The 23,930-nt window shown below is 46.9% G+C and carries 20 protein-coding genes and 4 tRNA genes; 5 read left to right on the top strand and 19 right to left on the bottom strand.

Annotation, left to right across the window (positions count from 1 at the left end):
• Positions 1–167: 167 nt before the first annotated feature.
• From rpoC to HU824_RS09675, 17 genes are all read right to left on the bottom strand, one after another.
• A complete protein-coding gene (gene rpoC / locus HU824_RS09755; RefSeq protein ID WP_148356387.1) occupies positions 168–4,463 on the bottom strand; it encodes a DNA-directed RNA polymerase subunit beta' in 4,296 nt (1,431 codons plus the stop codon).
• 108 nt (positions 4,464–4,571) lie between these two features.
• Complete coding sequence (rpoB, locus tag HU824_RS09750) at positions 4,572–8,384, bottom strand: DNA-directed RNA polymerase subunit beta (protein ID WP_136010239.1); 3,813 nt, start codon at positions 8,382–8,384, stop codon at positions 4,572–4,574.
• Between the two features lie 105 nt (positions 8,385–8,489).
• A complete protein-coding gene (gene rplL / locus HU824_RS09745; protein ID WP_004291279.1) occupies positions 8,490–8,867 on the bottom strand; it encodes a 50S ribosomal protein L7/L12 in 378 nt (125 codons plus the stop codon).
• A gap of 61 nt (positions 8,868–8,928) precedes the next feature.
• The gene (gene rplJ / locus HU824_RS09740) at positions 8,929–9,450 is read right to left on the bottom strand and encodes a 50S ribosomal protein L10 (RefSeq protein WP_005825719.1); all 522 of its coding nucleotides are present in this window, start codon (positions 9,448–9,450) and stop codon (positions 8,929–8,931) included.
• A gap of 15 nt (positions 9,451–9,465) precedes the next feature.
• Positions 9,466–10,164, bottom strand: a complete 699-nt coding sequence (rplA, locus tag HU824_RS09735; protein ID WP_136010238.1) for a 50S ribosomal protein L1 — start codon at positions 10,162–10,164, stop codon at positions 9,466–9,468.
• Positions 10,165–10,179: 15 nt separating this feature from the next.
• Complete coding sequence (rplK, locus tag HU824_RS09730; RefSeq protein WP_005825722.1) at positions 10,180–10,623, bottom strand: 50S ribosomal protein L11; 444 nt, start codon at positions 10,621–10,623, stop codon at positions 10,180–10,182.
• A 59-nt stretch (positions 10,624–10,682) separates the two neighbouring features.
• The gene (gene nusG, locus HU824_RS09725) at positions 10,683–11,225 is read right to left on the bottom strand and encodes a transcription termination/antitermination protein NusG (RefSeq protein ID WP_013546665.1); all 543 of its coding nucleotides are present in this window, start codon (positions 11,223–11,225) and stop codon (positions 10,683–10,685) included.
• 12 nt (positions 11,226–11,237) lie between these two features.
• Positions 11,238–11,426, bottom strand: a complete 189-nt coding sequence (gene secE / locus HU824_RS20040; RefSeq protein WP_136010236.1) for a preprotein translocase subunit SecE — start codon at positions 11,424–11,426, stop codon at positions 11,238–11,240.
• 14 nt (positions 11,427–11,440) lie between these two features.
• A tRNA-Trp gene (locus tag HU824_RS09715) sits at positions 11,441–11,513 on the bottom strand.
• Between the two features lie 56 nt (positions 11,514–11,569).
• Entirely contained in the window at positions 11,570–12,754 is a 1,185-nt protein-coding gene (tuf, locus tag HU824_RS09710) for an elongation factor Tu (RefSeq protein ID WP_176468731.1), read from the bottom strand.
• Between the two features lie 50 nt (positions 12,755–12,804).
• Positions 12,805–12,876 (bottom strand) — tRNA-Thr (locus tag HU824_RS09705).
• A gap of 17 nt (positions 12,877–12,893) precedes the next feature.
• A tRNA-Tyr gene (locus HU824_RS09700) sits at positions 12,894–12,976 on the bottom strand.
• Positions 12,977–13,106: 130 nt separating this feature from the next.
• Positions 13,107–13,180: transfer RNA gene (locus tag HU824_RS09695), tRNA-Thr, on the bottom strand.
• Between the two features lie 95 nt (positions 13,181–13,275).
• Positions 13,276–13,575 (bottom strand): ribosome hibernation-promoting factor, HPF/YfiA family, encoded by a 300-nt coding sequence (gene raiA, locus HU824_RS09690; RefSeq protein ID WP_148356385.1) that lies wholly within the window; start codon positions 13,573–13,575, stop codon positions 13,276–13,278.
• A gap of 18 nt (positions 13,576–13,593) precedes the next feature.
• Positions 13,594–14,478: a tyrosine recombinase XerC gene (xerC, locus tag HU824_RS09685; RefSeq protein ID WP_176468730.1), complete on the bottom strand. Its 885-nt coding sequence runs from the start codon at positions 14,476–14,478 to the stop codon at positions 13,594–13,596.
• A gap of 72 nt (positions 14,479–14,550) precedes the next feature.
• Positions 14,551–14,742 (bottom strand): 30S ribosomal protein S21, encoded by a 192-nt coding sequence (rpsU, locus tag HU824_RS09680; RefSeq protein WP_005825735.1) that lies wholly within the window; start codon positions 14,740–14,742, stop codon positions 14,551–14,553.
• Positions 14,743–14,986: 244 nt separating this feature from the next.
• On the bottom strand, positions 14,987–15,202 hold the full coding sequence (locus HU824_RS09675) for a hypothetical protein (protein WP_136010232.1): 216 nt from the start codon (positions 15,200–15,202) through the stop codon (positions 14,987–14,989).
• A 244-nt stretch (positions 15,203–15,446) separates the two neighbouring features.
• Between HU824_RS09675 and HU824_RS09670 the strand changes: the two genes are divergently transcribed.
• Both HU824_RS09670 and HU824_RS09665 read left to right on the top strand, forming a co-directional pair.
• Positions 15,447–17,243 (top strand): aminopeptidase P family protein, encoded by a 1,797-nt coding sequence (locus HU824_RS09670; RefSeq protein ID WP_176468729.1) that lies wholly within the window; start codon positions 15,447–15,449, stop codon positions 17,241–17,243.
• A 3-nt stretch (positions 17,244–17,246) separates the two neighbouring features.
• Entirely contained in the window at positions 17,247–17,759 is a 513-nt protein-coding gene (locus HU824_RS09665; RefSeq protein ID WP_148356381.1) for a gamma carbonic anhydrase family protein, read from the top strand.
• Positions 17,760–17,851: 92 nt separating this feature from the next.
• Here the strand turns inward: HU824_RS09665 and HU824_RS09660 are convergent, their stop codons facing one another.
• Both HU824_RS09660 and gltX read right to left on the bottom strand, forming a co-directional pair.
• Complete coding sequence (locus HU824_RS09660; protein WP_176468728.1) at positions 17,852–19,072, bottom strand: 3-deoxy-D-manno-octulosonic acid transferase; 1,221 nt, start codon at positions 19,070–19,072, stop codon at positions 17,852–17,854.
• A 31-nt stretch (positions 19,073–19,103) separates the two neighbouring features.
• The gene (gltX, locus tag HU824_RS09655; RefSeq protein WP_148356380.1) at positions 19,104–20,630 is read right to left on the bottom strand and encodes a glutamate--tRNA ligase; all 1,527 of its coding nucleotides are present in this window, start codon (positions 20,628–20,630) and stop codon (positions 19,104–19,106) included.
• Between the two features lie 97 nt (positions 20,631–20,727).
• Between gltX and HU824_RS09650 the strand changes: the two genes are divergently transcribed.
• The 3 genes from HU824_RS09650 to HU824_RS09640 all read left to right on the top strand — a co-directional run.
• On the top strand, positions 20,728–22,788 hold the full coding sequence (locus HU824_RS09650; protein ID WP_136010227.1) for an HD family phosphohydrolase: 2,061 nt from the start codon (positions 20,728–20,730) through the stop codon (positions 22,786–22,788).
• Between the two features lie 5 nt (positions 22,789–22,793).
• Complete coding sequence (locus tag HU824_RS09645; protein ID WP_148356379.1) at positions 22,794–23,567, top strand: hypothetical protein; 774 nt, start codon at positions 22,794–22,796, stop codon at positions 23,565–23,567.
• Between the two features lie 131 nt (positions 23,568–23,698).
• A partial coding sequence (locus HU824_RS09640; RefSeq protein ID WP_176468727.1) for a phage integrase SAM-like domain-containing protein occupies positions 23,699–23,930 on the top strand: 232 nt, incomplete at its 3' end.

Here is a 23,930-nt window from a genome sequence, read left to right as displayed (position 1 = left end):
TAAAGGTTTAGAGAAGTACCGCACCATGTTTGCAGCATCATATACTCTGCTCATAAAAAGTACACATCAAGACAAAAAGGGAAAAAACCTAGAAAAACAGAGAGGGAATATTCTTCTTACAGAATATTCCCTCTCTCTATTCAAGAATTCTATTGACGTTGTATCGGCTATCCCTCTACTTTCTCGTCTACAGCATAATCAAGTACCGTCTTCTTGTTGGCAAGCATACGGTCGTATTCTTCTTTGGAGCCAACAATAATCTTCTCAAACTCGCGTTGTCCGGTACCGGCAGGAATCAAGTGACCGCAAATTACGTTCTCCTTCATACCTTCCAGACGGTCTACCTTTCCGTTGATAGCAGCCTCGTTCAGCACCTTCGTCGTTTCCTGGAAGGAAGCAGCCGACATGAAACTCGAAGTCTGCAATGCAGCACGGGTGATACCTTGAAGAATCTGTGTAGAAGTCGCAGGCACAGCATCACGCACTTCCACGGGTTTCAAGTCGCGACGTTTCAACATGGAGTTCTCGTCCCGCAGTTTGCGGGCTGTTACAATCTGACCCGCCTGCAGGCTCTGGGAATCTCCGGCATCCACTACCACCTTCTTTCCCCAGATACGGTCGTTCTCTTCCATGAATTCCATCTTGTCAACAACCTGCTGTTCCAGGAAACGGGTATCGCCCGGCTCGTCGATTTCCACCTTACGCATCATCTGACGAACGATGATTTCAAAGTGCTTGTCATTAATCTTCACACCCTGCAGACGATAAACGTCCTGAACCTCGTTCACGATATATTCCTGCACGGCCGTAGGACCTTTGATAGCCAGAATGTCCGCAGGCGTAATGGCACCGTCAGACAAGGGAGTACCGGCACGTACATAGTCGTTTTCCTGAACCAGAATCTGCTTAGACAGCGGGACGAGGTACTTCTTCACTTCACCGGTTTTGGAAGTAACGATAATTTCACGATTACCGCGTTTTACCTTACCCATAGTAACCTCACCGTCAATTTCTGAAACCACGGCAGGATTAGACGGGTTACGTGCCTCGAACAGCTCAGTGACACGGGGAAGACCACCCGTGATATCACCCGCCTTACCTACGGCACGCGGAATCTTCACGATAACTTCACCGGCCTTCACCTTCTGTCCGTCCTCAACCACCACATGGCCACCAACCGGGAGGTTGTATGTACGAATCAGTTCACCGTCTTCGGTCATGATATGTGCAGTAGGCACCTTCGTCTTGTCCTTAGACTCAATGATAATGATTTCACGCAAACCGGTAGATTCATCAGACTCTACCTTATAAGTCACGTTTTCAATAACGCCTTCAAATTCAATCTTACCGGTAGCTTCGGTAATGATAACCGCGTTGAACGGGTCCCAACGGGCAATCATCTTTCCTTTCTCTACCATTTCGCCATCAGCTGCATAGAGCGTAGAGCCGTAGGGCACGTTGTGGGTGGAGAGCACGATACCCGTATTGACATCCACGAAACGTACTTCGGCCAGACGTCCTACCACAACCTTTGCCGGTTCGCCTGCTTCATCGATAACGTCTACCGTACGGAGTTCTTCGAATTCCAGACGAGCAGGGTTCTTGGCCACAATACTTGCGTTGGCAGCAATATTGGCTGCCGTACCACCAGCATGGAATGTACGCAGTGTCAACTGTGTACCCGGCTCACCGATAGACTGTGCAGCGATTACACCGACTGCCTCACCCTTCTGAACCATACGACTGGAAGCCAGATTACGTCCGTAGCACTTAGCACAAACCCCCTTCTTGGATTCGCAAGTCAATACTGAACGGATTTCAACACTCTCGATTGGAGAATCTTCAATACGCTGTGCAATGTCCTCGGTAATTTCCTCACCGCCGGCCACAATCAGTTCACCGGTTGTAGGATGAACAATATCATGTACGGACACACGACCCAAGATACGTTCGTACAGAGTAGCAATGATTTCATCATTGTTCTTCAATGCCGTACAAACCAATCCGCGGAGTGTGCCGCAGTCTTCTTCATTAATAATCACATCATGCGATACATCAACCAGACGACGAGTCAGGTATCCGGCGTCGGCCGTCTTCAAAGCAGTATCGGCAAGACCCTTACGAGCACCGTGAGTAGAAATAAAGTACTCCAACACCGACAAACCCTCCTTAAAGTTAGAAAGAATCGGGTTTTCGATAATCTGACCACCTTCGGCACCTGCTTTCTGGGGCTTTGCCATCAAACCACGCATACCGGAGAGCTGACGAATCTGTTCCTTAGAACCACGGGCACCGGAATCCAACATCATGTATACGGAGTTGAAGCCCTGGTCGTCGCTTGAAATGGTTTTCATCAGGATGTTTGACAATTCTGAGTTCACGTGTGTCCAGATATCGATTACCTGATTGTAACGCTCGTTGTTGGTGATGAAACCCATGTTATAGTTATTGATTACCTGCTCTACTTCATCGTAACCCTTCTGTACCAATGCTTCCTTTTCTTCCGGGATGATGATATCGCCCAAGTTGAACGACAGACCACCCTTGAAGGCCATATAGTAACCGAGGTTCTTGATTCCGTCAAGGAAGTCGGCTGCCTTGGCAACACCACACACCTTAATTACGTGACTGATGATGTCGCGGAGTGACTTCTTGGAGATAATCGTATTGATGTATCCTGCTTCTGTCGGAACAATTTCGTTAACAATGACACGACCTACAGAAGTATCGTGCATCATCTTGTCCACAATGTTGCCATTCCCGTCAACGTCTTTCACTACGACGCTTACCGGAGCATGGATGTCACACTTGCCTTCATTGTAGGCAATCAGCGCTTCCTCGGGACCGTAGAATGTCAGGCCCTCACCCTTGGCACCTTTGCGCAACTTAGTAATGTAGTACAAACCGAGTACCATATCCTGGGCAGGCACAGTGATAGGAGCACCGTTGGCAGGGTTCAATATATTGTGCGACTGTAGCATCAGCATCTGTGCTTCCAGAATCGCTTCATTGCTCAGTGGCAAGTGCACAGCCATCTGGTCACCGTCGAAGTCGGCATTGAATGCCGTACATGCCAACGGATGCAGCTGGATTGCCTTACCTTCAATCATCTTGGGCTGGAATGCCTGGATACCGAGACGGTGAAGTGTCGGGGCACGATTCAACAACACCGGATGACCCTTCATCACGTGTTCCAGAATATCCCAGATAACTGGTTCCTTGCGGTCTACAATCTTCTTGGCGCTCTTTACTGTCTTCACTATACCGCGCTCAATAAGCTTACGGATAATGAACGGCTTGTAAAGCTCGGCTGCCATCAGTTTCGGGATACCACATTCGCCCATCTTCAACTCCGGACCTACAACGATTACAGAACGTGCGGAATAGTCGACACGCTTACCCAACAAATTCTGACGGAAACGTCCCTGCTTACCCTTCAAACTATCGGAAAGAGACTTCAACGGACGGTTAGCATCGGTCTTCACTGCGCTCGATTTACGGGAGTTGTCGAACAGAGAGTCTACAGCTTCCTGCAACATACGCTTTTCATTACGCAAAATCACCTCAGGAGCTTTGATTTCAATCAATCTCTTTAGACGGTTGTTGCGGATAATGACACGACGATAAAGGTCATTCAAGTCGGAAGTTGCGAAACGGCCACCATCCAACGGAACCAACGGACGAAGTTCGGGTGGAATAACCGGTACAATGCGTACAATCATCCACTCGGGCTTGTTACGTCCGCGTGATGCACGGAACGACTCAACGACCTGAAGACGCTTTAAGGCTTCGGTCTTGCGTTGCTGTGATGCATCGCTTCCGGCACGGTTACGCAGTTCGTAAGACAAAGAGTCGAGATTAAGGCGTGACAGCAAATCGTAGATAGCTTCCGCACCCATCTTGGCAATAAACTTATTGGGGTCTGAATCTTCGAGGAACTGGTTGTCTTTCGGCAGTTTTTCCAGCAAGTCCAGGTATTCTCCTTCTTCAAGCAAGTCGTACTGTGCCACTTCATCAGACAGTACACCCGGTTGAATGACAACATAACGCTCGTAATAGATAATGGCATCCAGCTTCTTGGTAGGCAGCCCCAACAAGTAGCCGATTTTGTTGGGAAGTGAACGGAAGTACCAGATGTGAGCCACGGGTACAACGAGCTGAATGTGCCCCATACGCTCACGGCGCACTTTCTTTTCAGTCACTTCCACACCGCAACGGTCGCAGACGATACCTTTGTAACGGATACGCTTGTACTTACCGCAATGGCACTCGTAATCCTTGATAGGACCAAAGATGCGCTCGCAGAATAATCCGTCACGTTCAGGCTTATACGTACGATAGTTGATGGTTTCAGGCTTTAAAACTTCACCACTCGAATTCTCTAGGATTTCCTCAGGAGAAGCCAAACCGATAGAGATTTTCGAGAAATTACTCTTTATCTTGTTATCTTTTCTAAAAGCCATAAATTTATTTAATTGATAATTGACAATGGAAAATTGAAAATGAAAAACTGAAAACCGATAATTGAGAATGGGAACTTACATTACCCATTCTCAATTATCAATTATCCATTATTCTAAGTTGATGCTCAAGCCCAAACCTCTCAACTCGTGTAGCAATACGTTCAGTGACTCGGGGATACCCGGAGCAGGCATCGGCTCACCCTTCACAATTGCTTCATAAGCCTTGGAACGCCCAACAACGTCATCAGACTTGATAGTCAAGATTTCCTGCAGAATGTGTGCGGCACCGAAAGCTTCAAGTGCCCAAACCTCCATTTCTCCAAAACGCTGACCACCGAACTGTGCCTTACCACCCAACGGCTGTTGCGTAATAAGTGAGTATGGGCCGATGGAACGTGCGTGCATCTTGTCTTCAACCATGTGACCGAGCTTCAGCATGTAGGTCACACCTACCGTAGCCTGCTGCTCGAATGCTTCACCGGTACCACCATCATACAGCGTTGTCTTGCCGTAGCGAGGCAGGCCGGCCTTGTCGGTCCATTCGTTCAAATCGTCCAAAGATGCACCGTCAAAGATAGGAGTTGCAAACTTCACGCCCAAGTTCTTTCCTGCACGACCGAGAACAGCCTCGAATATCTGACCAATGTTCATACGTGAAGGCACACCCAACGGATTCAGTACAATGTCTACCGGAGTACCGTCAGCAAGGAACGGCATGTCTTCCTGACGTACCACACGGGAAACGATACCCTTGTTACCGTGACGACCGGCCATCTTGTCACCAACACCAATCTTACGTTTCTTTGCAATGTATACCTTGGCCATCTGGATGATACCTGCCGGCAACTCGTCACCGATAGTGATGGCAAACTTCTTGCGTTTCAATTCAGCATCGAGTTCCTTGTACTTCTTGATGAAGTTCATCACCAATGCACGAATCAGTTCGTTGGTATGTTCATCCTTCGTCCAACTGCTCAACTGAACAGCAGTGAAGTCCAAATCACTGAAATCGGAGGCAGAGAATCTGGCGCCTTTGGAAATAATGTCGGCACCCATATAATCTTTCACACCTTCCGATGTATAGTTTTCTGTAAGCTTCAACAGCTTGTTTATCAATACTTTTTTAAGGTCATTAATCTTAGCGTCGAACTCATCATCAATCTTCGGCAACAAAGCCTTATCAGCCAGTTTGGAGCTGCGTGTCTTGACAACACGAGAGAACAGGCGCTTACCGATAACGACACCCTTTAAAGAAGGAGAAGCCTTCAGGGAGGCATCCTTCACATCACCGGCCTTATCACCAAAAATAGCACGGAGCAACTTCTCTTCCGGAGAAGGATCCGACTCACCTTTCGGAGTAATCTTACCGATAAGAATATCGCCCGGCTCGATACGGGCACCCACACGAACAATACCGTTTTCGTCAAGATCCTTGGTAGCTTCCTCACTTACGTTGGGGATGTCAGAGGTCAGCTCTTCCATACCACGCTTCGTTTCGCGAACTTCCAAAGAATATTCTTCCACGTGCACGGAAGTCAGAAGGTCCTCACGAACCACACGTTCGTTCAATACGATAGCATCCTCATAGTTATAACCTTTCCACGGCATGTAAGCAACCAGCAGGTTCTTACCCAGTGCAAGCTCTCCGTCTTCTGTTGAATAACCTTCGGTCAAGATTTGACCTGCAGTAACACGCTGCCCCTTCTCGCAAATTGGGCGGAGGTCAATCGTCATGTTCTGGTTAGTGCGGCGCCACTTCGGGATATTATATTCTTTCAAAGCAGGCTCGAAGCTTACGAACTCTTCCTCCTCCGTACGGTCGTACAGAATACGAATAGTCGTTGCATCCACGAATTCAACCACACCGTCACCTTCAGCAGTAATCTGCGTACGAGAGTCGCATGCCAGCTGACGCTCGATACCGGTACCTACAATCGGAGCTTCGCTCTTCAACAAAGGAACAGCCTGGCGCATCATGTTTGATCCCATCAATGCACGGTTGGCATCATCATGTTCCAAGAACGGAATCAAAGAAGCCGCAATAGAAGCAATCTGCTGGGGAGATACGTCCATCAATTCCACCTCGGCAGGAGAAACCACCGGATAGTCAGCATCCTGACGGGATTTTACCTTATCACGTACAAAAGTACCATCATCATTCAAAGGAGCATTGCCCTGAGCAATAATCTTGGCTTCCTCTTCTTCAGCAGTGAGGTAAACCAGACCTTCGTCAGAAAGATCAACCTTACCCTCTGTCACTTTACGGTATGGAGTTTCAATGAAGCCGAGCTCGTTGATTTTCGCAAACACACAGAGTGAAGAAATCAAACCGATGTTCGGGCCTTCAGGGGTCTCGATAGGACAAAGACGTCCGTAGTGAGTATAGTGTACGTCACGAACCTCGAAACCAGCACGCTCACGTGACAGACCGCCAGGTCCTAAGGCAGACATACGGCGCTTATGGGTAATCTCGGCCAGCGGATTGGTCTGGTCCATGAACTGTGACAAAGCATTCGTTCCGAAGAATGAATTGATAACAGAAGAGATTGTTTTGGCGTTAATCAAGTCAATCGGAGTAAAGACTTCATTGTCACGGACGTTCATACGCTCGCGGATAGTACGCGACATACGTGCCAGACCGATAGCAAACTGATTGGACAACTGCTCGCCCACTGTACGCACACGACGGTTGCTCAAGTGGTCGATATCGTCCACGTCTGCTTTCGAGTTAATCAACTCGATGAGATATTTGATGATTTCGATAATATCTTCCTTGGTAAGGACACGCACGTCCATATCTGTCGTCAAGTTCAACTTTCTGTTGATACGATAACGACCTACATCACCCAGGTCATATCTCTTTTCTGAGAAGAACAAGTTATTGATAACCTCGCGTGCACTGGCATCATCAGCAGGGTCTGCATTACGCAACTGGCGATAGATGTAGAGTACAGCTTCTTTTTCCGAGTTACTCGGGTCCTTCTGCAGAGTATTATATATAATAGAATAGTCAGACTGGTTCGGCTCTTCCTTGTGTACGAGGATATTCTGAACTCCCGACTCTAATATAATGTCAACATGCTCCGGCTCGATTACTGTTTCACGGTCGATAACGACTTCGTTACGCTCGATGGAAACAACCTCACCGGTATCTTCGTCTACAAAATCCTCAATCCATGTTTTCAACACACGTGCGGCCAACTTACGTCCCACCATCTTCTTGAGACTCGTCTTGTTCACCTTCACGTCTTCCGCCAAATTAAAAATCTCGAGAATGTCCTTGTCATTCTCAAAACCGATGGCTCTCAGCAAAGTGGTAACCGGCAATTTCTTCTTACGGTCAATGTACGCATACATGACATTGTTAATGTCGGTGGCAAACTCAATCCACGAACCCTTGAACGGGATGATACGGGCTGAGTACAACTTGGTACCGTTGGCATGTACGCTCTGTCCGAAGAATACGCCCGGTGAACGGTGAAGCTGGGATACAACCACACGTTCCGCACCGTTGATGACGAATGTGGCTTTATCCGTCATGTAAGGAATAGGGCCGAGGAACACGTCTTGAATGACCGTGTCAAAATCCTCATGGTCAGGGTCGGTACAATATAATTTCAATTTTGCCTTCAAAGGCACGCTATATGTAAGCCCTCGCTCTATACATTCATCAATGGTATAGCGCGGCGGATCAATATAGTAGTCCAAAAACTCAAGAACAAAATTATTTCTTGTATCGGCAATGGGGAAGTTTTCAGCAAATACTTTATACAGTCCCTCGTTCTTACGCTTCTCGGGTGGAGTGTCCAGTTGTAGAAAGTCTTTGAATGACTTCAATTGTACTTCCAGAAAATCCGGATATTCAAGCGGATTCTTAGTCGAAGCAAAATTAACTCTTTGATTTACAGTATTTGAAGACATCTGTTAATGGATTTGTAGAACTTAATTTTAAATATATACACAAAAAGGTTAAGAACCCTTTTCACTAAGGGTTCCTAACCGAATTACCTGATTTACAGGCTAATGTTATTTAAGTTCAACTTCAGCTCCAGCTTCTTCCAATGTTTTCTTCAATGATTCTGCTTCGTCCTTAGCCAAACCTTCTTTTACTACGCTAGGAGCACCGTCTACCATGTCCTTAGCTTCCTTCAAGCCAAGACCGCAAGCTTCCTTAACGGCTTTAACTACCTGAAGTTTAGCTGAGCCAGCGCTCTTCAATACTACGTCGAAAGAAGTCTTTTCTTCTGCGGCAGCAGCACCACCGGCTGCAGGACCAGCAGCAACAGCTACAGCTGCAGCAGCAGGTTCAATACCATATTCTTCTTTCAGGATTGTTGCAAGTTCATTAACTTCTTTTACTGTCAAGTTAACTAATTGTTCTGCAAAAGCTTTCAAATCTGCCATTTTTGTATGATTTTTAATTGTTTAAATACTAAATAAATTGATATAATTCTTTTTCCGAAATTTACGCTTCGGGACGTTCACCAAGAGTCTTAAGAACTCCGTGGAGGGTGTTACCACCTGATTGCAGAGCAGAAATAACATTCTTGGCCGGTGACTGCAGCAATGCAACAATATCGGCAATAACTTCATTCTTGCTCTTGATACTTACGAGAGCATCCAACTGGTCAGCACCAACATAGAAGCTTTCTTCCGCATACGCAGCCTTCAGTCCGGGAATACCGTTCTTAGCCTTATCTTTAATCAACTTGGCCGGAGCGTTAGCAACGTTGCTGAACATTACGGCAGTTGTACCTTTCAGAGAACCATAAAGCGGAGAAAAGTCTTCTTCCAGGCTCTCCAATGCCTTGTGAAGCAATGTATTCTTAACTACCATCAATTTGATGTCAGCCTTGAAACATTCTCTTCTCAACATGCTGGTTGTAGCAGCATTCATGGCAGTGGTATCCACCAAATAGAAGTGACCGTATTCCTTCACTGTAGCAGCAATCTGCTCAATAATCGTACTTTTATCTTCCTTTCTCATTATTACTCCGTTTTATTAGATTTCTTCTACTGTTTTCGGGTCAATCTTGATGCCCGCACTCATCGTGCTAGAAAGATAAATACTCTTAATATATGTACCCTTGGCTGCAGTCGGTTTCAATTTATTCAAAGTAGAGATGAATTCTTTCGCATTGTCACGAATTTGCTCAGCACTAAATGAAACTTTACCGATAGAAGTATGAACAATACCACTCTTGTCAACCTTGAAGTCGATTTTGCCTTGTTTTACTTCTCTTACAGCTTTAGCAACATCCATAGTTACAGTGCCACTCTTTGGGTTAGGCATCAATCCACGAGGACCGAGCACACGACCGAGTGCACCAATTTTACCCATGATAGACGGCATAGTGATAATCACATCAATATCAGTCCATCCACCTTTGATCTTTTCAATATATTCGTCAAGACCAACATAGTCAGCTCCGGCTTCTTTTGCAGCAACTTCAGCATCTGGTGTACAAAGCACCAAAACGCGTACAACCTTACCAGTACCGTGAGGAAGTGATACAACACCTCTCACCATCTGGTTGGCCTTACGCGGGTCAACGCCCAAACGTACGTCAATATCCAGAGAAGCGTCAAACTTGGTATAAGTGATTTCTTTTACCAACTGAGCAGCTTCCTTGAGAGAGTATGCTTTCCCTGCTTCAATTTTTTCTGCAGCCAACTTTTGATTTTTTGTCAGTTTACCCATTCTAATTGAAGTTTATTAATTATTAACCGGGAACTCCCCTTTTACAGCGATACCCATACTTCTAGCTGTACCGGCAACCATTTTCATGGCAGCTTCCACAGTGAAACAGTTCAAGTCAACCATTTTGTCCTGAGCAATCGTACGAACTTGTTCCCAAGTAATCTCGGCAACTTTCTTACGGTTAGGCTCAGCAGAACCACTCTTTTGCTTCGTCACTTCCAACAACTGGATAGCCACGGGAGGAGTCTTGATTACAAAATCGAAAGACTTGTCTGCGTAGTAAGTGATAATCACAGGAAGAATCTTTCCTGCTTTGTCTTGGGTTCTGGCGTTGAATTGCTTGCAAAACTCCATGATATTGATACCCTTGGAACCCAATGCAGGTCCTACTGGGGGTGATGGATTTGCCGCGCCTCCTTTAATCTGTAATTTGATTAATCCAGCAACTTCTTTAGCCATTTTCTAATTGATTTATATGTATAAATATTAATGAAGAATACTACAGCGTAACACCTGCACTATTCTTTTTCAACTTGCATAAAGCCCAATTCGAGCGGAGTCTTCCGTCCGAATATCTTGACCATGACCTTCAGTTTCTTCTTCTCGGTGTTCACTTCTTCAATGATTCCACTGAATCCACTGAACGGACCGTAATTCACTTTTACAGTCTCGCCGACCACATACGGGATATTCAAGTCTTCACCTGATTCCTGCAATTCGTCGACCGTACCAAGTATACGATTCACTTCCGACTGTCTCAGAGGTACGGGTTTGTCCGAACCACCCAAGAACCCTATCACATTAGGAGTATTTCTCAGATGGTGAGCAACCTCACCCACCAGAGCAGCCTCCACCAAAACGTAACCAGGAAGATAACTTCTCTCTTTCACAATTTTCTTACCATTGCGAACCTGATATACCTTTTCGGTAGGAATCAATACCTGAGATACGTAATCACCAAGGTCGCTGTTTTTGATATCAGCTTCAAGGTATTCCTTTACCTTAGCTTCTTTTCCGCTAATAGCACGCAGAACGTACCATTTCTTTTCAATCTCAGACATTTCTTCTTACGTTTAATGTGGATAAACAAATTCCATCAGATGCTGAAAACAGAAGTCCATCGCGAATACTACCACTGCAATTAGTAGGGAAGCATATAAAACAACTACTGCACTGTTAGTAAGTTCAGAATACGTAGGCCACGACACTTTATGAACAAGTTCGTCGTAAGTTTCTTTTAAATAAGCTACAATCTTCTTCATTTCAAAAATATTAGCACGGGAGGAGAGGCTCGAACTCCCGACACCCGGTTTTGGAGACCGGTGCTCTACCAACTGAGCTACTCCCGTTTGAACATAATCAGTTCCCGATAAACACCGGGAACTGATTAAGATTATATTGGTGATTAGTCAAGAATTTCAGTAATCTGACCAGATCCTACCGTACGACCACCTTCGCGGATAGCGAAACGCAGACCTACGTTCAATGCTACCGGGTAAATCAGTTCTACAGTAATTTCTACGTTATCACCAGGCATTACCATTTCAGTTCCTTCCGGAAGAGAGATTTCACCTGTACAGTCCATAGTACGCAGATAGAACTGAGGACGATATTTGTTATGGAACGGAGTGTGACGACCACCTTCTTCTTTCTTCAAAACGTAGATAGAAGCTTTGAACTTAGAGTGAGGCTTAATCTGACCCGGCTTACAAAGAACCATACCACGTCTGATTTCGTTCTTGTCGATACCGCGGAGCAGCAAACCTACGTTATCACCGGCTTCACCCTGATCCAGCAATTTGCGGAACATTTCAACGCCTGTTACAACAGACTTCTTGTCTTCACCCAAACCGAGGATTTCAACTTCGTCACCTACATGAATAACACCAGCTTCGATACGACCAGTAGCTACAGTACCACGACCAGTGATTGAGAATACATCTTCAACCGGCATCAAGAACGGTTTATCAACGTCACGCGGAGGCAGAGGAATCCAAGTATCGCAAGCTTCCATCAGCTCCATAACTTTTTCTTCCCACTTCTCAACACCATTCAATGCACCAAGAGCAGAACCTTGGATGAACGGAGTGTTGTCACCGTCGAATTCGTAAGCTGAAAGCAGTTCGCGCATTTCCATTTCAACGAGCTCCAACATTTCAGCATCGTCTACCATGTCGCACTTGTTCATGAATACAACCAATCTCGGAACGTTTACCTGACGAGCCAGCAAGATGTGTTCACGAGTCTGAGGCATCGGACCATCAGTAGCAGCAACTACGATGATAGCACCGTCCATCTGAGCAGCACCAGTTACCATGTTCTTTACGTAGTCAGCGTGACCCGGACAGTCTACGTGAGCGTAGTGACGGTTAGCTGTTTCATACTCTACGTGAGAAGTATTGATAGTGATACCTCTTTCCTTTTCTTCAGGAGCGTTATCGATTGAATCGAAAGAGCGCAACTCAGAAAGACCTTTTTTTGCCAACACTGTAGTGATAGCAGCTGTCAACGTGGTTTTACCGTGGTCAACGTGACCAATTGTACCAATGTTTACGTGCGGTTTGGTACGTTCGAATTTCTCTTTAGCCATAGCTTTACTTGTTATTTATTTGATTAATAATCAGCTTTTACATCATTGTGAGCTGTTACCGGGACTTGAACCCGGGACCTCTTCCTTACCAAGGAAGTGCTCTACCGCTGAGCTATAACAGCAAGAAGAATAAGAGTTGTGGGCAAAGATGGATTCGAACCACCGAAGGCGTAAGCCAGCAGATTTACAGTCTGCCCCATTTGGCCACTCTGGTATTTGCCCCTAGATTATAAAAGAACTCTTTTTTCCTTAACTGAATCATCACAGAGCGACTTTGTCCGGACAATCTTCCGTTTTCATATCGCCTTCACTCCATGAAGAGAAGAAATCATTCAACTCCATCTCCGAAGCGAGCCTCTTGTCGGATTCGAACCAACGACCCCGAGATTACAAATCACGTGCTCTGGCCAACTGAGCTAAAGAGGCAAGCTCAAAAAAATGCAACCGTAACATTCATTACGTGAGCGAAACGGCTGCAAATTTAGGCATTTATTTTTTACCCGCAAAATTTTAGCGGAAAATTATTTGTTTCGTTGTTTTTCCTTGTACTTAACCAGCTGTTTTTCCAAAGCTTCCAGACATAAATCCACGGCTTCTTCAAACGTATCACAGACCTTGTTTGCATAAAACTCGCCATTGGGAACCATTACTTTCACTCCGGCTTCTTTATTTTCGGCTGCTTCCGGTTTCACCACCTTTAATGACACCTCTACTTTCTTTATATCGTCGTAAAATTTCTCCAACTTAGCAACTTTCTTTTGAATGAAAGATTGCAATTGCTCTGACGCATCAAAGTGAATCGATTGAATTCTTACTTCCATACTTACCTCCTTTTTACTTTAGGCCCGGGGATGAGCCTGATTATACACTTTTTTAAGTTCCTCGAAAGTAGTATGCGTATATATTTCCGTCGTCGCCAGACTCTCGTGCCCGAGGAGTTCTTTTATCGAGCCCAAATCAGCACCATTGTTCAGCATAGCCGTTGCAAAGGTGTGCCTCAGCACGTGGGGACTTCGTTTTTTTACGGTCACTACCTTCGAAAGGTTTCGTTTCACAAGGCATGCTACGATACTGCGGTAAAGCCTCTTTCCGTTCTTCCGGACAAAAAAAGCATCCGAGCGAACCGGAACAGCTTCATTCCGCACATTGACATATTCCCGCATCGAGCACCCCAGCTCCTCATCGAAAGGTATAAGACGTTGCTTATTCCGCTTTCCCGTCACTTTAACGAGAGAAGCCGAAAAATCGATATCCTTGTCATCCAGCCCTATCAATTCTGAAAGTCGCATGCCGGTGGCATAAAACATTTCAATAATCATACGGTCGCGACACCCTTCAAAACCTTCACCAAAGTCCATATCGTCCAGCAACCTATCCATCTCGCCTTCTCTCAGGAATACCGGAAGCGGCTTTTTCTTCTTGGGTCCCGTCACTTTCCGCAACGGGTCTACCGCAATCTCGCCTTTCCTCAGAAGGAACTTATAGTATGCCCGGACAGAACTCAGCTTCCGGTTTATCGTATTAGAGGCAAGTCCCTTGTCCATCAAGGAAGCAATCCATTCACGAACAAGTCCCGCATCTACATCCGACGGAGCAAAGTTCCCCAACATTTCTTCTCCAAACTTCTGCAGTTCAAGAATATCTGCCCGATAGTACTCGACCGTACCTCTGGAATAATTCCGTTCGTACAGAAGGTAGTCAAGAAAAGAATCTGTCAACAACATATCGCTACATATCTAAATCATGCAACGAATTTATGAAAAAGAATTCAATAATTCAAAGGAATTTACGAATTATTAATCTTCTACTTGCTGAAGTTGTTGAACGTAAACTGCGCGTTCTTTTTTAAGTCTTTTAGTTACAGACGGTTTATCAAACTGTTGTCTGCGTCTCAACTCCTTAACTGTGCCAGTTTTTTCAAACTTTCTTTTGAATTTCTTCAGCGCTTTTTCAATGTTTTCGCCTTCTTTTACAGGTACTACAATCATTTTGTTTTAATTAAATGTTATTGGTTAAAAAATCTCACGATTAAATTGAACGGCAAAATTACACATACTTTCTTTATTTACAAAACTTTCTGCCAAAAAAACCACAATTCAGGCCAGGCTTCTTTCATTTTAGGGAGTTATCGGGAGTTTGTGGCGATAGTATCGCTCAGCATTAACAGAGCTATCGGATTCAGACTCCTGAGCCCGAAGGGGGATAATTCTTTCCGGATTCTGACAACTTCCTTCAATGGAAGAGCCGTCCGATCAGGCCGAAAAGCCACAAGTCCTCCAGACTGCGGTTTGAACATATCGCCCTCAGGCCCCACACTCCCTTCATCGGAGGCTCTCTCTCTGCTCGCAAGACGGCCTGCCACAGGGAATGAGTCTGTTTCAGCCTATGAGGAAAGGTTATCTTCAGGTTGAAGATGTATGTATTCAAGGTGAAGATGTAAATCTTCACGGTAAAGATTTATATCTTCAGGCTGAAGATAAATCTTTACCATAGACTGAAGCAGGCTGTCTGACGGACTGTATACGGCCTGCTTCCAGACTGAAACCGCTTCTTTACAAGCGTGTGGCAAGAAGAAGAGTAAAGTATAAGAAAACCGGGCGAGGCCACCCATTTATTGGAAGAAAAGCTGTAACTTTGGGGAAGATATGACATAACAAATACCTATCGGGTACTCTAAATCAAGAATCAAGATATGGACAAGAAGATTATCAAAGAAAGAATCAACGCCTTACGGGCTACATTCGGCAAAGAAGGCATAGCCGCCTTCATCATTCCCAGCACAGATGCCCACATGAGCGAATACGTCGCCCCCCATTGGAAAGCGAGAGAGTGGATTTCGGGCTTCACTGGTTCGGCCGGAACCGTAGTCGTCACCTGCAATAAAGCCGGACTATGGACCGATTCCCGTTACTTTCTGCAAGCCGCCCGGCAGTTGGAGGGAACCGGCATAGAACTCTACAAAGAAATGCTGCCGGAAACTCCCTGCATCCCCACTTTTCTGAGCGACACACTGAAACCGGGAGATACGGTAGGCATAGACGGCCAGGTATTCTCCGTGGAAGAAGTGCTGCAACTGGAAAAGCAACTTCATAAGAACGGCATATCCGTGAAGAATATCTCCGACCCGATGAGCCCGATATGGCCGGAAAGGCCGGAAAGGCCGGAAAGGCCCGCCTTTATTCATGACCTGAAATATGCCGGAAAGACTTGTCGGGAGAAACTGGACTCTCTCCGGCTGAGAATGAAGGAGACGAATGCCGAAGCCTTGCTGATTTCCTCGCTGGACGAAATAGCCTGGACGCTGAACATCCGTGGCAACGACGTACATTGCAATCCGGTAGTGGTGAGCTACCTGATAGTCGGAGAGCATGACGCCTGCTTCTTCGTCGAACCTCGGAAAGTCACGAAAGAACTCGCCGACCATCTGACAGAAGCCGGAGTATCTATACATAATTATGGGGAGATAAAGCCATTCCTCCACAACATAAAGGCGCAAAGCATCTTGCTGAATCCGGCCAAAACAAATTATGCCACCTACTCGGCCATCTGCCCCGACTGCCGGATTATCGAAGGCGCCTCTCCCGTCGCCCTGTCGAAAGCAATCCGCAACGAACGGGAAATAGACGGCATCCATGCGGCCATGCAACGCGACGGGGTGGCACTGGTGAAGTTCCTGAAATGGCTGGAGGAGGCTGTTCCCGCAGGCAACGAAACGGAAATCAGCGTAGACAGGAAACTTCACGAATTCCGTGCCGCGCAACCACTCTATATGGGAGAAAGCTTCGATACCATTGCCGGATACAAGGAGCACGGAGCCATCGTTCACTACGAGGCCACTCCGGAAACGGACGTACCGTTGAAACCCAAGGGATTCCTACTGCTGGACTCGGGTGCGCAATACCTGGATGGCACCACCGACATCACCCGTACCATCGCGCTGGGAGAACTGACCGAAGAAGAGAAGACGGACTACACCCTGATACTGAAAGGACATATCGATCTCGCCATGGCCGTCTTTCCGGAAGGTACGCGAGGAGCGCAACTGGATGTGCTGGCCCGCATGCCGATATGGCAGCACCACATGAACTTCCTGCATGGTACGGGACACGGCGTAGGCCATTTCCTCAATGTGCACGAAGGACCGCAAAGCATCCGCATGAACGAGAATCCGATAACCTTACAGCCCGGAATGGTTACTTCCAACGAGCCGGGCGTCTATAAAGCCGGAAGCCATGGAATACGCACGGAAAACCTGGTGCTGACCGTAAAGGATGGTGAAGGCATGTTCGGCAATTACCTGAAATTCGAGACCATCACCCTCTGCCCCATCTGCAAGAAAGGTATCATCAAAGAGATGCTGACGGCAGAAGAAACGGCATGGCTGGACAACTATCACCGGCATGTATACGAGAAACTTTCGCCAAGCCTGAACGAAGAAGAACGGGAATGGCTGAAGGAAGCATGCAGCAAGCTAACCACTAATCACTAAAAAATGGCATTAATAAAATCAGTAAGAGGATTTACTCCTGAAATCGGTGAGAATTGTTTTTTGGCAGATAATGCGGTTGTCATTGGCGACGTCAGAATGGGACGGGACTGCAGCATCTGGTTCAGCACCGTAGTGCGGGGTGACGTAAACTCAATCCGCATAGGGAACGGAGTAAACATCCAGGATGGAAGCGTGCTCCACACCTTGTACGAGAAATCGACCATAGAGATAGGCGACCATGTGTCCGTGGGGCACAATGTGACCATCCACGGAGCTACCATCAAGGACTATGCTTTGATAGGGATGGGCTCCACCATCCTTGACCACGCAGTAGTGGGCGAAGGAGCCATTGTCGCTGCAGGTTCCCTAGTATTGAGCAATACAATCATCGAACCGGGAAGCATTTGGGGAGGAGTCCCCGCCAAGTTCATCAAGAAAGTGGCTCCGGAACAGGCCAAGGAGCTGAACCTGAAGATTGCACACAACTATCTGATGTATTCCGACTGGTACAAATAAAGGGAGGCAAGGCGCCTCCCAAAAGCAGGGCGATAGAGGGATGCCATTCCATCACCTCTATCGCCCTATCACTTTTATCACTCTTTACTTTTCTAAAAGTTTATCATACTCATTATCTTATCCGTTGCACCGGCATTACTGGTCACATAATTGCTCGCATTCATGCCTGATTCGCGCAAGAAGACTTCATCTGCCAACATACGGTCGAGCAACGTTTTCAGTTCCTCATAATCCTTCACCGAGAAAGCGCCTTTTGCCTCCAGCAACTGGATGGCCTCCTGAAATTTCTGATACTTCGGTCCGAAAATCACCGGAATGCCATAAACCGCAGCCTCAAGGGTATTGTGGATTCCCACCCCGAAACCACCTCCGATATAGGCAATCTCACCATAGCGGTAGATGGAGGAGAGCAGCCCGAAGCAGTCGATAATCAGGCAGTCGGCCTTACGGACATTCTTCTCGTCGGCACGGGTATAGCGCACGTAGGGGCGTTTCAGTTTACAGATAATCTCTACCAGATGGTTCTCGTCGATGACGTGCGGAGCTATAATCAACTTCACCTCCGGATGCTGGTTGAAGTATTCAATAAACAAATCCTCGTCCGGCTGCCAGGAGCTTCCTGCCACGAAAGTCATCGTGTTGTTCTTGAAAAGCTCCACCAAAGGCAGATGTTTAGCTTCCTCACGAATCTGCAGCACACGGTCAAAACGGGTATCGCCCACCACCGTGACACGACCGATGCCTATTTTCGCCAGATAGCGTTTGGAGCGTTCATTCTGCACAAACAAGTGGTCGAAGTCACGCAGCACATGTCTGTAGGTACCGCCATACCACTTGAAGAATACTTGTCCGCGGCGGAAAATGGAGGAAATGCTGTACACCGGAATACGGCGCTTGTGCAGTTCGTCCAGATAGTTCTTCCAGAACTCGTACTTGATGAAGAATGCCATACAGGGATTCACGATATCCAGAAACTTCTTCACATTGCGGGGCTTGTCGAAAGGCAGATAACAGACGACGTCTGCCCCCCTGTAATTCTTGCGGACCTCATAGCCCGACGGTGAGAAGAAAGTCAGCAGAATACCGTAATCCGGATATTTGGCACGGATTTTCTCAATCAACGGCCGTCCCTGCTCGAACTCCCCCAAAGAAGCGGCATGGAACCAGATATAGCGCACGTCCTTCTCCAACTGCTGCCTGAGAAGTTCATAGACCACCCAGTGTCCCTTCATCATCTTTCGGGGCTTACGGCTAAATGGAGCTGCCAGATGCACCAGAATATCGTAGATGGCTATTGCCAAGTCATATAGCATACTATATGGATTAAGGATGAAGAAGATTTATTCACTTTAAAGCATCAACAGCACGCTGTATGCGGGCCAACGTTTCTTCCTTGCCAATCAGCTCGGTAATGTCGAACATGTGCGGGCCTTTACATTCGCCCACCACTGACAAGCGGAAGGCATTCATCACATTTCCCATGTGATAGCCACGCTCGGTAATCCAACCAATCACAATATCTTCGGAAGCCTTGGTGGAGAAATCCCCGATGCCGCGCAACACATCCATCAATTCAGTCATGATGCGCGGAGTATCTTCCGACCAACGTTTCTTCACATCCTTTGCCGCATATTCCGTGGGGGCTACGAAGAAGAAACGGGTCTGGTCCCACAGTTCCTTTACGAAGTTGACGCGTCCCTTCACCAATGAAACCACTTTCGTTAGGAACTCGTCACTATAGTTGGAGGCGTCTATGCCGTTGGATTCCAGCACCGGTCTGAAAAGACAAGCTATCTCCGCATCCGGTTTCATCATGATATACTCATGGTTGAACCAGATACCTTTCTTATAGTCGAATTTGGCACCCGACTTGCTGCAATGGCTCAAGTCGAACAATTTCACCAATTCATCCATAGACATCAGCTCCTGGTCATTACCCGGATTCCAGCCCAGCAGAGCCAGGAAATTAATGACTGCTTCGGGCAGATAACCAGATTCGCGGTAGCCTGAGGAGACATCTCCCGACTTGGGGTCATGCCACTCCAACGGGAAAACCGGGAAGCCCAGGCGATCTCCGTCACGCTTACTCAATTTGCCGTTGCCCTCGGGCTTCAGCAACAAGGGCAGATGGGCAAAGGCTGGCATGGTATCCTCCCACCCAAAGGCACGGTAGAGCAATACATGCAGCGGTGCCGAAGGCAACCATTCCTCACCGCGTATCACATGGGACACCTCCATCAAATGGTCGTCCACAATATTGGCCAGATGGTAAGTAGGAAGTTCATCTGCCGATTTATAAAGAACCTTGTCATCAAGAATGGAAGAGTTTATCACTACTTCCCCACGAATCAGGTCGTTCACATGCACATCCTCGTTCGGCTCTATCTTGAAACGCACCACGTACTGCTTGCCGGCAGCAATCAGCGCGTCCACCTCTTCTTTGGGAAGGGTCAGCGAATTGCGCATCTGCATGCGGGTAGAAGCATCGTACTGGAAGTTCGCAATCTCCGCACGCTTTGCTTCCAGTTCTTCAGGAGTATCGAAAGCGATATAGGCTTTTCCGGCCTCCAGCAGAACCTGAACATACTTCTTGTATATTTCCCGACGTTCCGACTGACGGTATGGACCATGGTCTCCACCGAAACTCACGCCCTCGTCAAACGGAATGCCCAACCACTTGAAAGACTCCAGGATATATTCTTCTGCACCCGGCACAAATCGGTTGGAATCAGTATCTTCAATACGAAATATCAAATCTCCTCCATGCTGACGCGCAAAGAGATAATTGTATAAAGCTGTACGCACACCGCCGATGTGCAACGCCCCCGTAGGACTCGGGGCAAAACGGACCCTGACCTTTCTTTCTGTCATAATCTACCTTACTTATAAATATTTTAGATGGCAAAATTAAACCTTTTTTTCCACACTAATGTTTTTTTTTGTACTTTTCGCAAAAATTTCAGTTGATATGGGCTATTCCAATACCAAAAGAGAGTTCTCGCTCAGAGATTTGTTATACAGAGCACTGATATTCATCGGCACTGTGGGAGTCATTGTTTATTTCCTGCCGCGCGACGGTAAGTTCAATTACCAGTTCGACCTGGATAAACCGTGGAAGTACGGCCAGCTCATGGCCACATTCGACTTTCCCATCTACAAGGCCGACGAAGTGGTGAAGCATGAGCAAGACAGTATCCTTGCCTCCTTCCAACCATATTTCCAGCTGGACAAAAGCATCGAAAAGAGTGTGATTGGCAAACTGAGAAGTAATTATCAGGCTCATCTGCACAGCCTGCTTCCATCTACCGATTACGTCCGCTTCCTGGAAAGGAAACTGTCCGAAGTATATCACACCGGCATCGTTTCTACCGAGAGGCTGGCGCAACTGCATAAAGACAGCACTTCAGCTATCATGATTATCAATGATAAAATGGCAAGCCAGCAAAATATGGACAAAATCTATTCCGTAAAAGATGCCTACAACTATATACTTACAGCCGATACCGCGCACTACCGTCCGGACATTCTGCGGCAATGTTCACTGAACGAGTATCTGTTTCCCAACCTGACCTACGATGAGGAGCGAACTGAAACGGCCAAGAAAGAGATGCTCGACAATTACTCATGGGCCAACGGTATCGTACTTAGCGGCCAAAAAATAATCGACCGCGGCGAAATCATCAACCAAGAAACATACAACATACTTGAGAGTCTGAGAAAAGAATCCATCAAGCGTAGCGAATCCATCGGACAGAAACGGCTGATGTTGGCAGGACAAGTCTTATATGTCAGTATCTTCATTCTGTGTTTCATGCACTATCTCGACTTGTTCCGTAAGGATTATTATAAGCGCAGAGGAAACCTTGCCCTGCTCTTCGCCTCCATCATGTTCTATTGTATAGTAACAGCCGTAATGGTTGCCAACAATATATATAATGTATATATCATTCCGTATGCCATGCTGCCGGTCATTATCCGGGTGTTCCTCGACTCGCGCACAGCTTTCATCGCACAAGTCACTACCATCCTGATATGCTCCATCTGCCTGCGCTATCCGCATGAATTCATTCTTCTACAACTCTCGGCGGGGCTGGTTGCCATCTTCAGTCTGAGAGAACTCTCGCAACGTTCACAACTCTTCCGGACAGCCATTCTTGTCATACTGACCTATGCCGCTGTTTATTTTGCCTTCGAACTGATTACAGAAAACGACTTGACAAAAATCAACGGAAGCATGTACACCTATTTCGTCATCAACGGAGTACTGCTGCTGTTCACTTATCCCTTGCTCTTCCTAGTGGAAAAAACGTTCGGCTTTACCTCCAATGTCACCCTGGTGGAATTGTCCAACATCAACAACAGCCTGTTGCGCCGCATGTCCGAGACCGTTCCCGGTACCTTCCAGCATTCCATGCAGGTTGCCAACCTTGCGGCGGAAGCAGCCAACCGTATCGGAGCCAAAAGCCAGCTGGTACGTACAGGAGCACTGTATCATGACATCGGCAAGATGGAGAACCCGGTGTTCTTCACCGAGAACCAGTCAGGCAGAGTCAACCCGCACAAGAATCTGGGCTATGAGCAAAGTGCCCTGGTCGTCATCAGCCATGTGACGGACGGACTGAAACTGGCCGAGAAGAACAATCTCCCCAAAGTAATCAAGGATTTCATCACCACTCACCATGGCCGTGGGAAAACGAAGTATTTCTATATCTCCTGGAAAAACGAACACCCCGGTGAAGACCCTAACGAGGAGGCATTCACCTACCCCGGTCCCAACCCGTTCACCAAAGAGCAGGCTATCCTGATGATGGCCGACTCGGTGGAAGCCGCTTCACGCAGTCTGCCCGAATATACGGAAGAGAGCATCAGCAACCTGGTAGACAAGATTATCGATTCGCAAGTGGCAGAAGGCTATTTCAAGGAATGTCCCATCACCTTCAAGGATATTGCCACCGTGAAAAACGTATTCAAGGAGAAGCTGAAGACCATATACCATACCCGCATCAGTTATCCCGAACTTAAAAAATAAGAACTATGGAAGTGACCAGTAAAGAACAGAAAAGAGCCGAACTACTGCTGCAAAGCCAGCACATCGGACTGCACCAAATCAAGAGTTTCAGTTTCATGAGGCGTTACCACCAGATTCCCCGCAAAAGCAACCTGGTTGCAAAAGACAAATACGGTCCGGGCATACTGACTTTACATCTAAAGGATGGGAAAGAAAAAGCAATCTATCTGCCTCCTTTCCGTCACCCTTCCTCGGTCATCCGCTATCTGGTCTCTCAAGAAATCCCCTTCGACAACTATTTACCGAGGGAACGGGCAGTCGCAGAGATTCCCACAGAAACATACCGGCGTCCGTCACTCTATATGTTCTGGTTCTTTGTCTTATTCCTTGTATTCCTTATATTGGGATATTATTCCATCAGTGGCAACGTATGGTGGGGGTTCATCCCGGCTATCATTTCATTTGCATTAAGTCTTTTTTTCATCAGCATGCTGATGACCCGCTTCTGCTACCTGACGCTGGACAATGATGACCTCATCATACACAGCGTAGGCAGGACCATCCGCTATCCGTATCAGAACCTGAGAAAAGTAAACTTCGACTTTGCCCGCGAACAGAATTTCACGCACGTCATGGAATTGTTGGATAACGATTACCGTTACCGTCTGTTCTATATCGGAAGGGTTTCGAGGAAGAAGCTGAATGAGATTGCCGGACACCTGCAACAAGCCGGAGTAGACGCCACCTGCAGCTTGAATGATAACAAGCGGTTCTTCCAGGATACTCATATCAGCCACTAAACAGACATTAGCCAACAAATAAGCTGCCGGATACGACATCATTCCCGTTTCGCAGATTTCAGAATAATGCCTTTGCACTTACTCTCAATTTATTTATATTGCAGGATAAACCCTTTATAAATAAATTGGAAATGAGCAGAAATGAAATTACCTTACAGGAGATGTTCTCCTTGGTCATCGGTGAACTCCGGGAAGGCGGCAGATGGGGGACGGCACACATCTACCAATCGGCGGTGAATGCATTCTCGGCATTCAACAAGGGACAACCCATGCCCATGCGCAGGCTGAGCCCCACCGTGCTGAAGAGATTCGAAAACTTCCTCAGGCAGAGGAACTGCAGCTGGAACACCGTGTCAACCTACA

The sequence above is a fragment of the Bacteroides sp. L10-4 genome, from assembly GCF_013373675.1.
Classification (GTDB): Bacteria; Bacteroidota; Bacteroidia; order Bacteroidales; family Bacteroidaceae; genus Bacteroides; species Bacteroides muris.
This window is presented reverse-complemented; position numbering and strand designations above follow the sequence as displayed.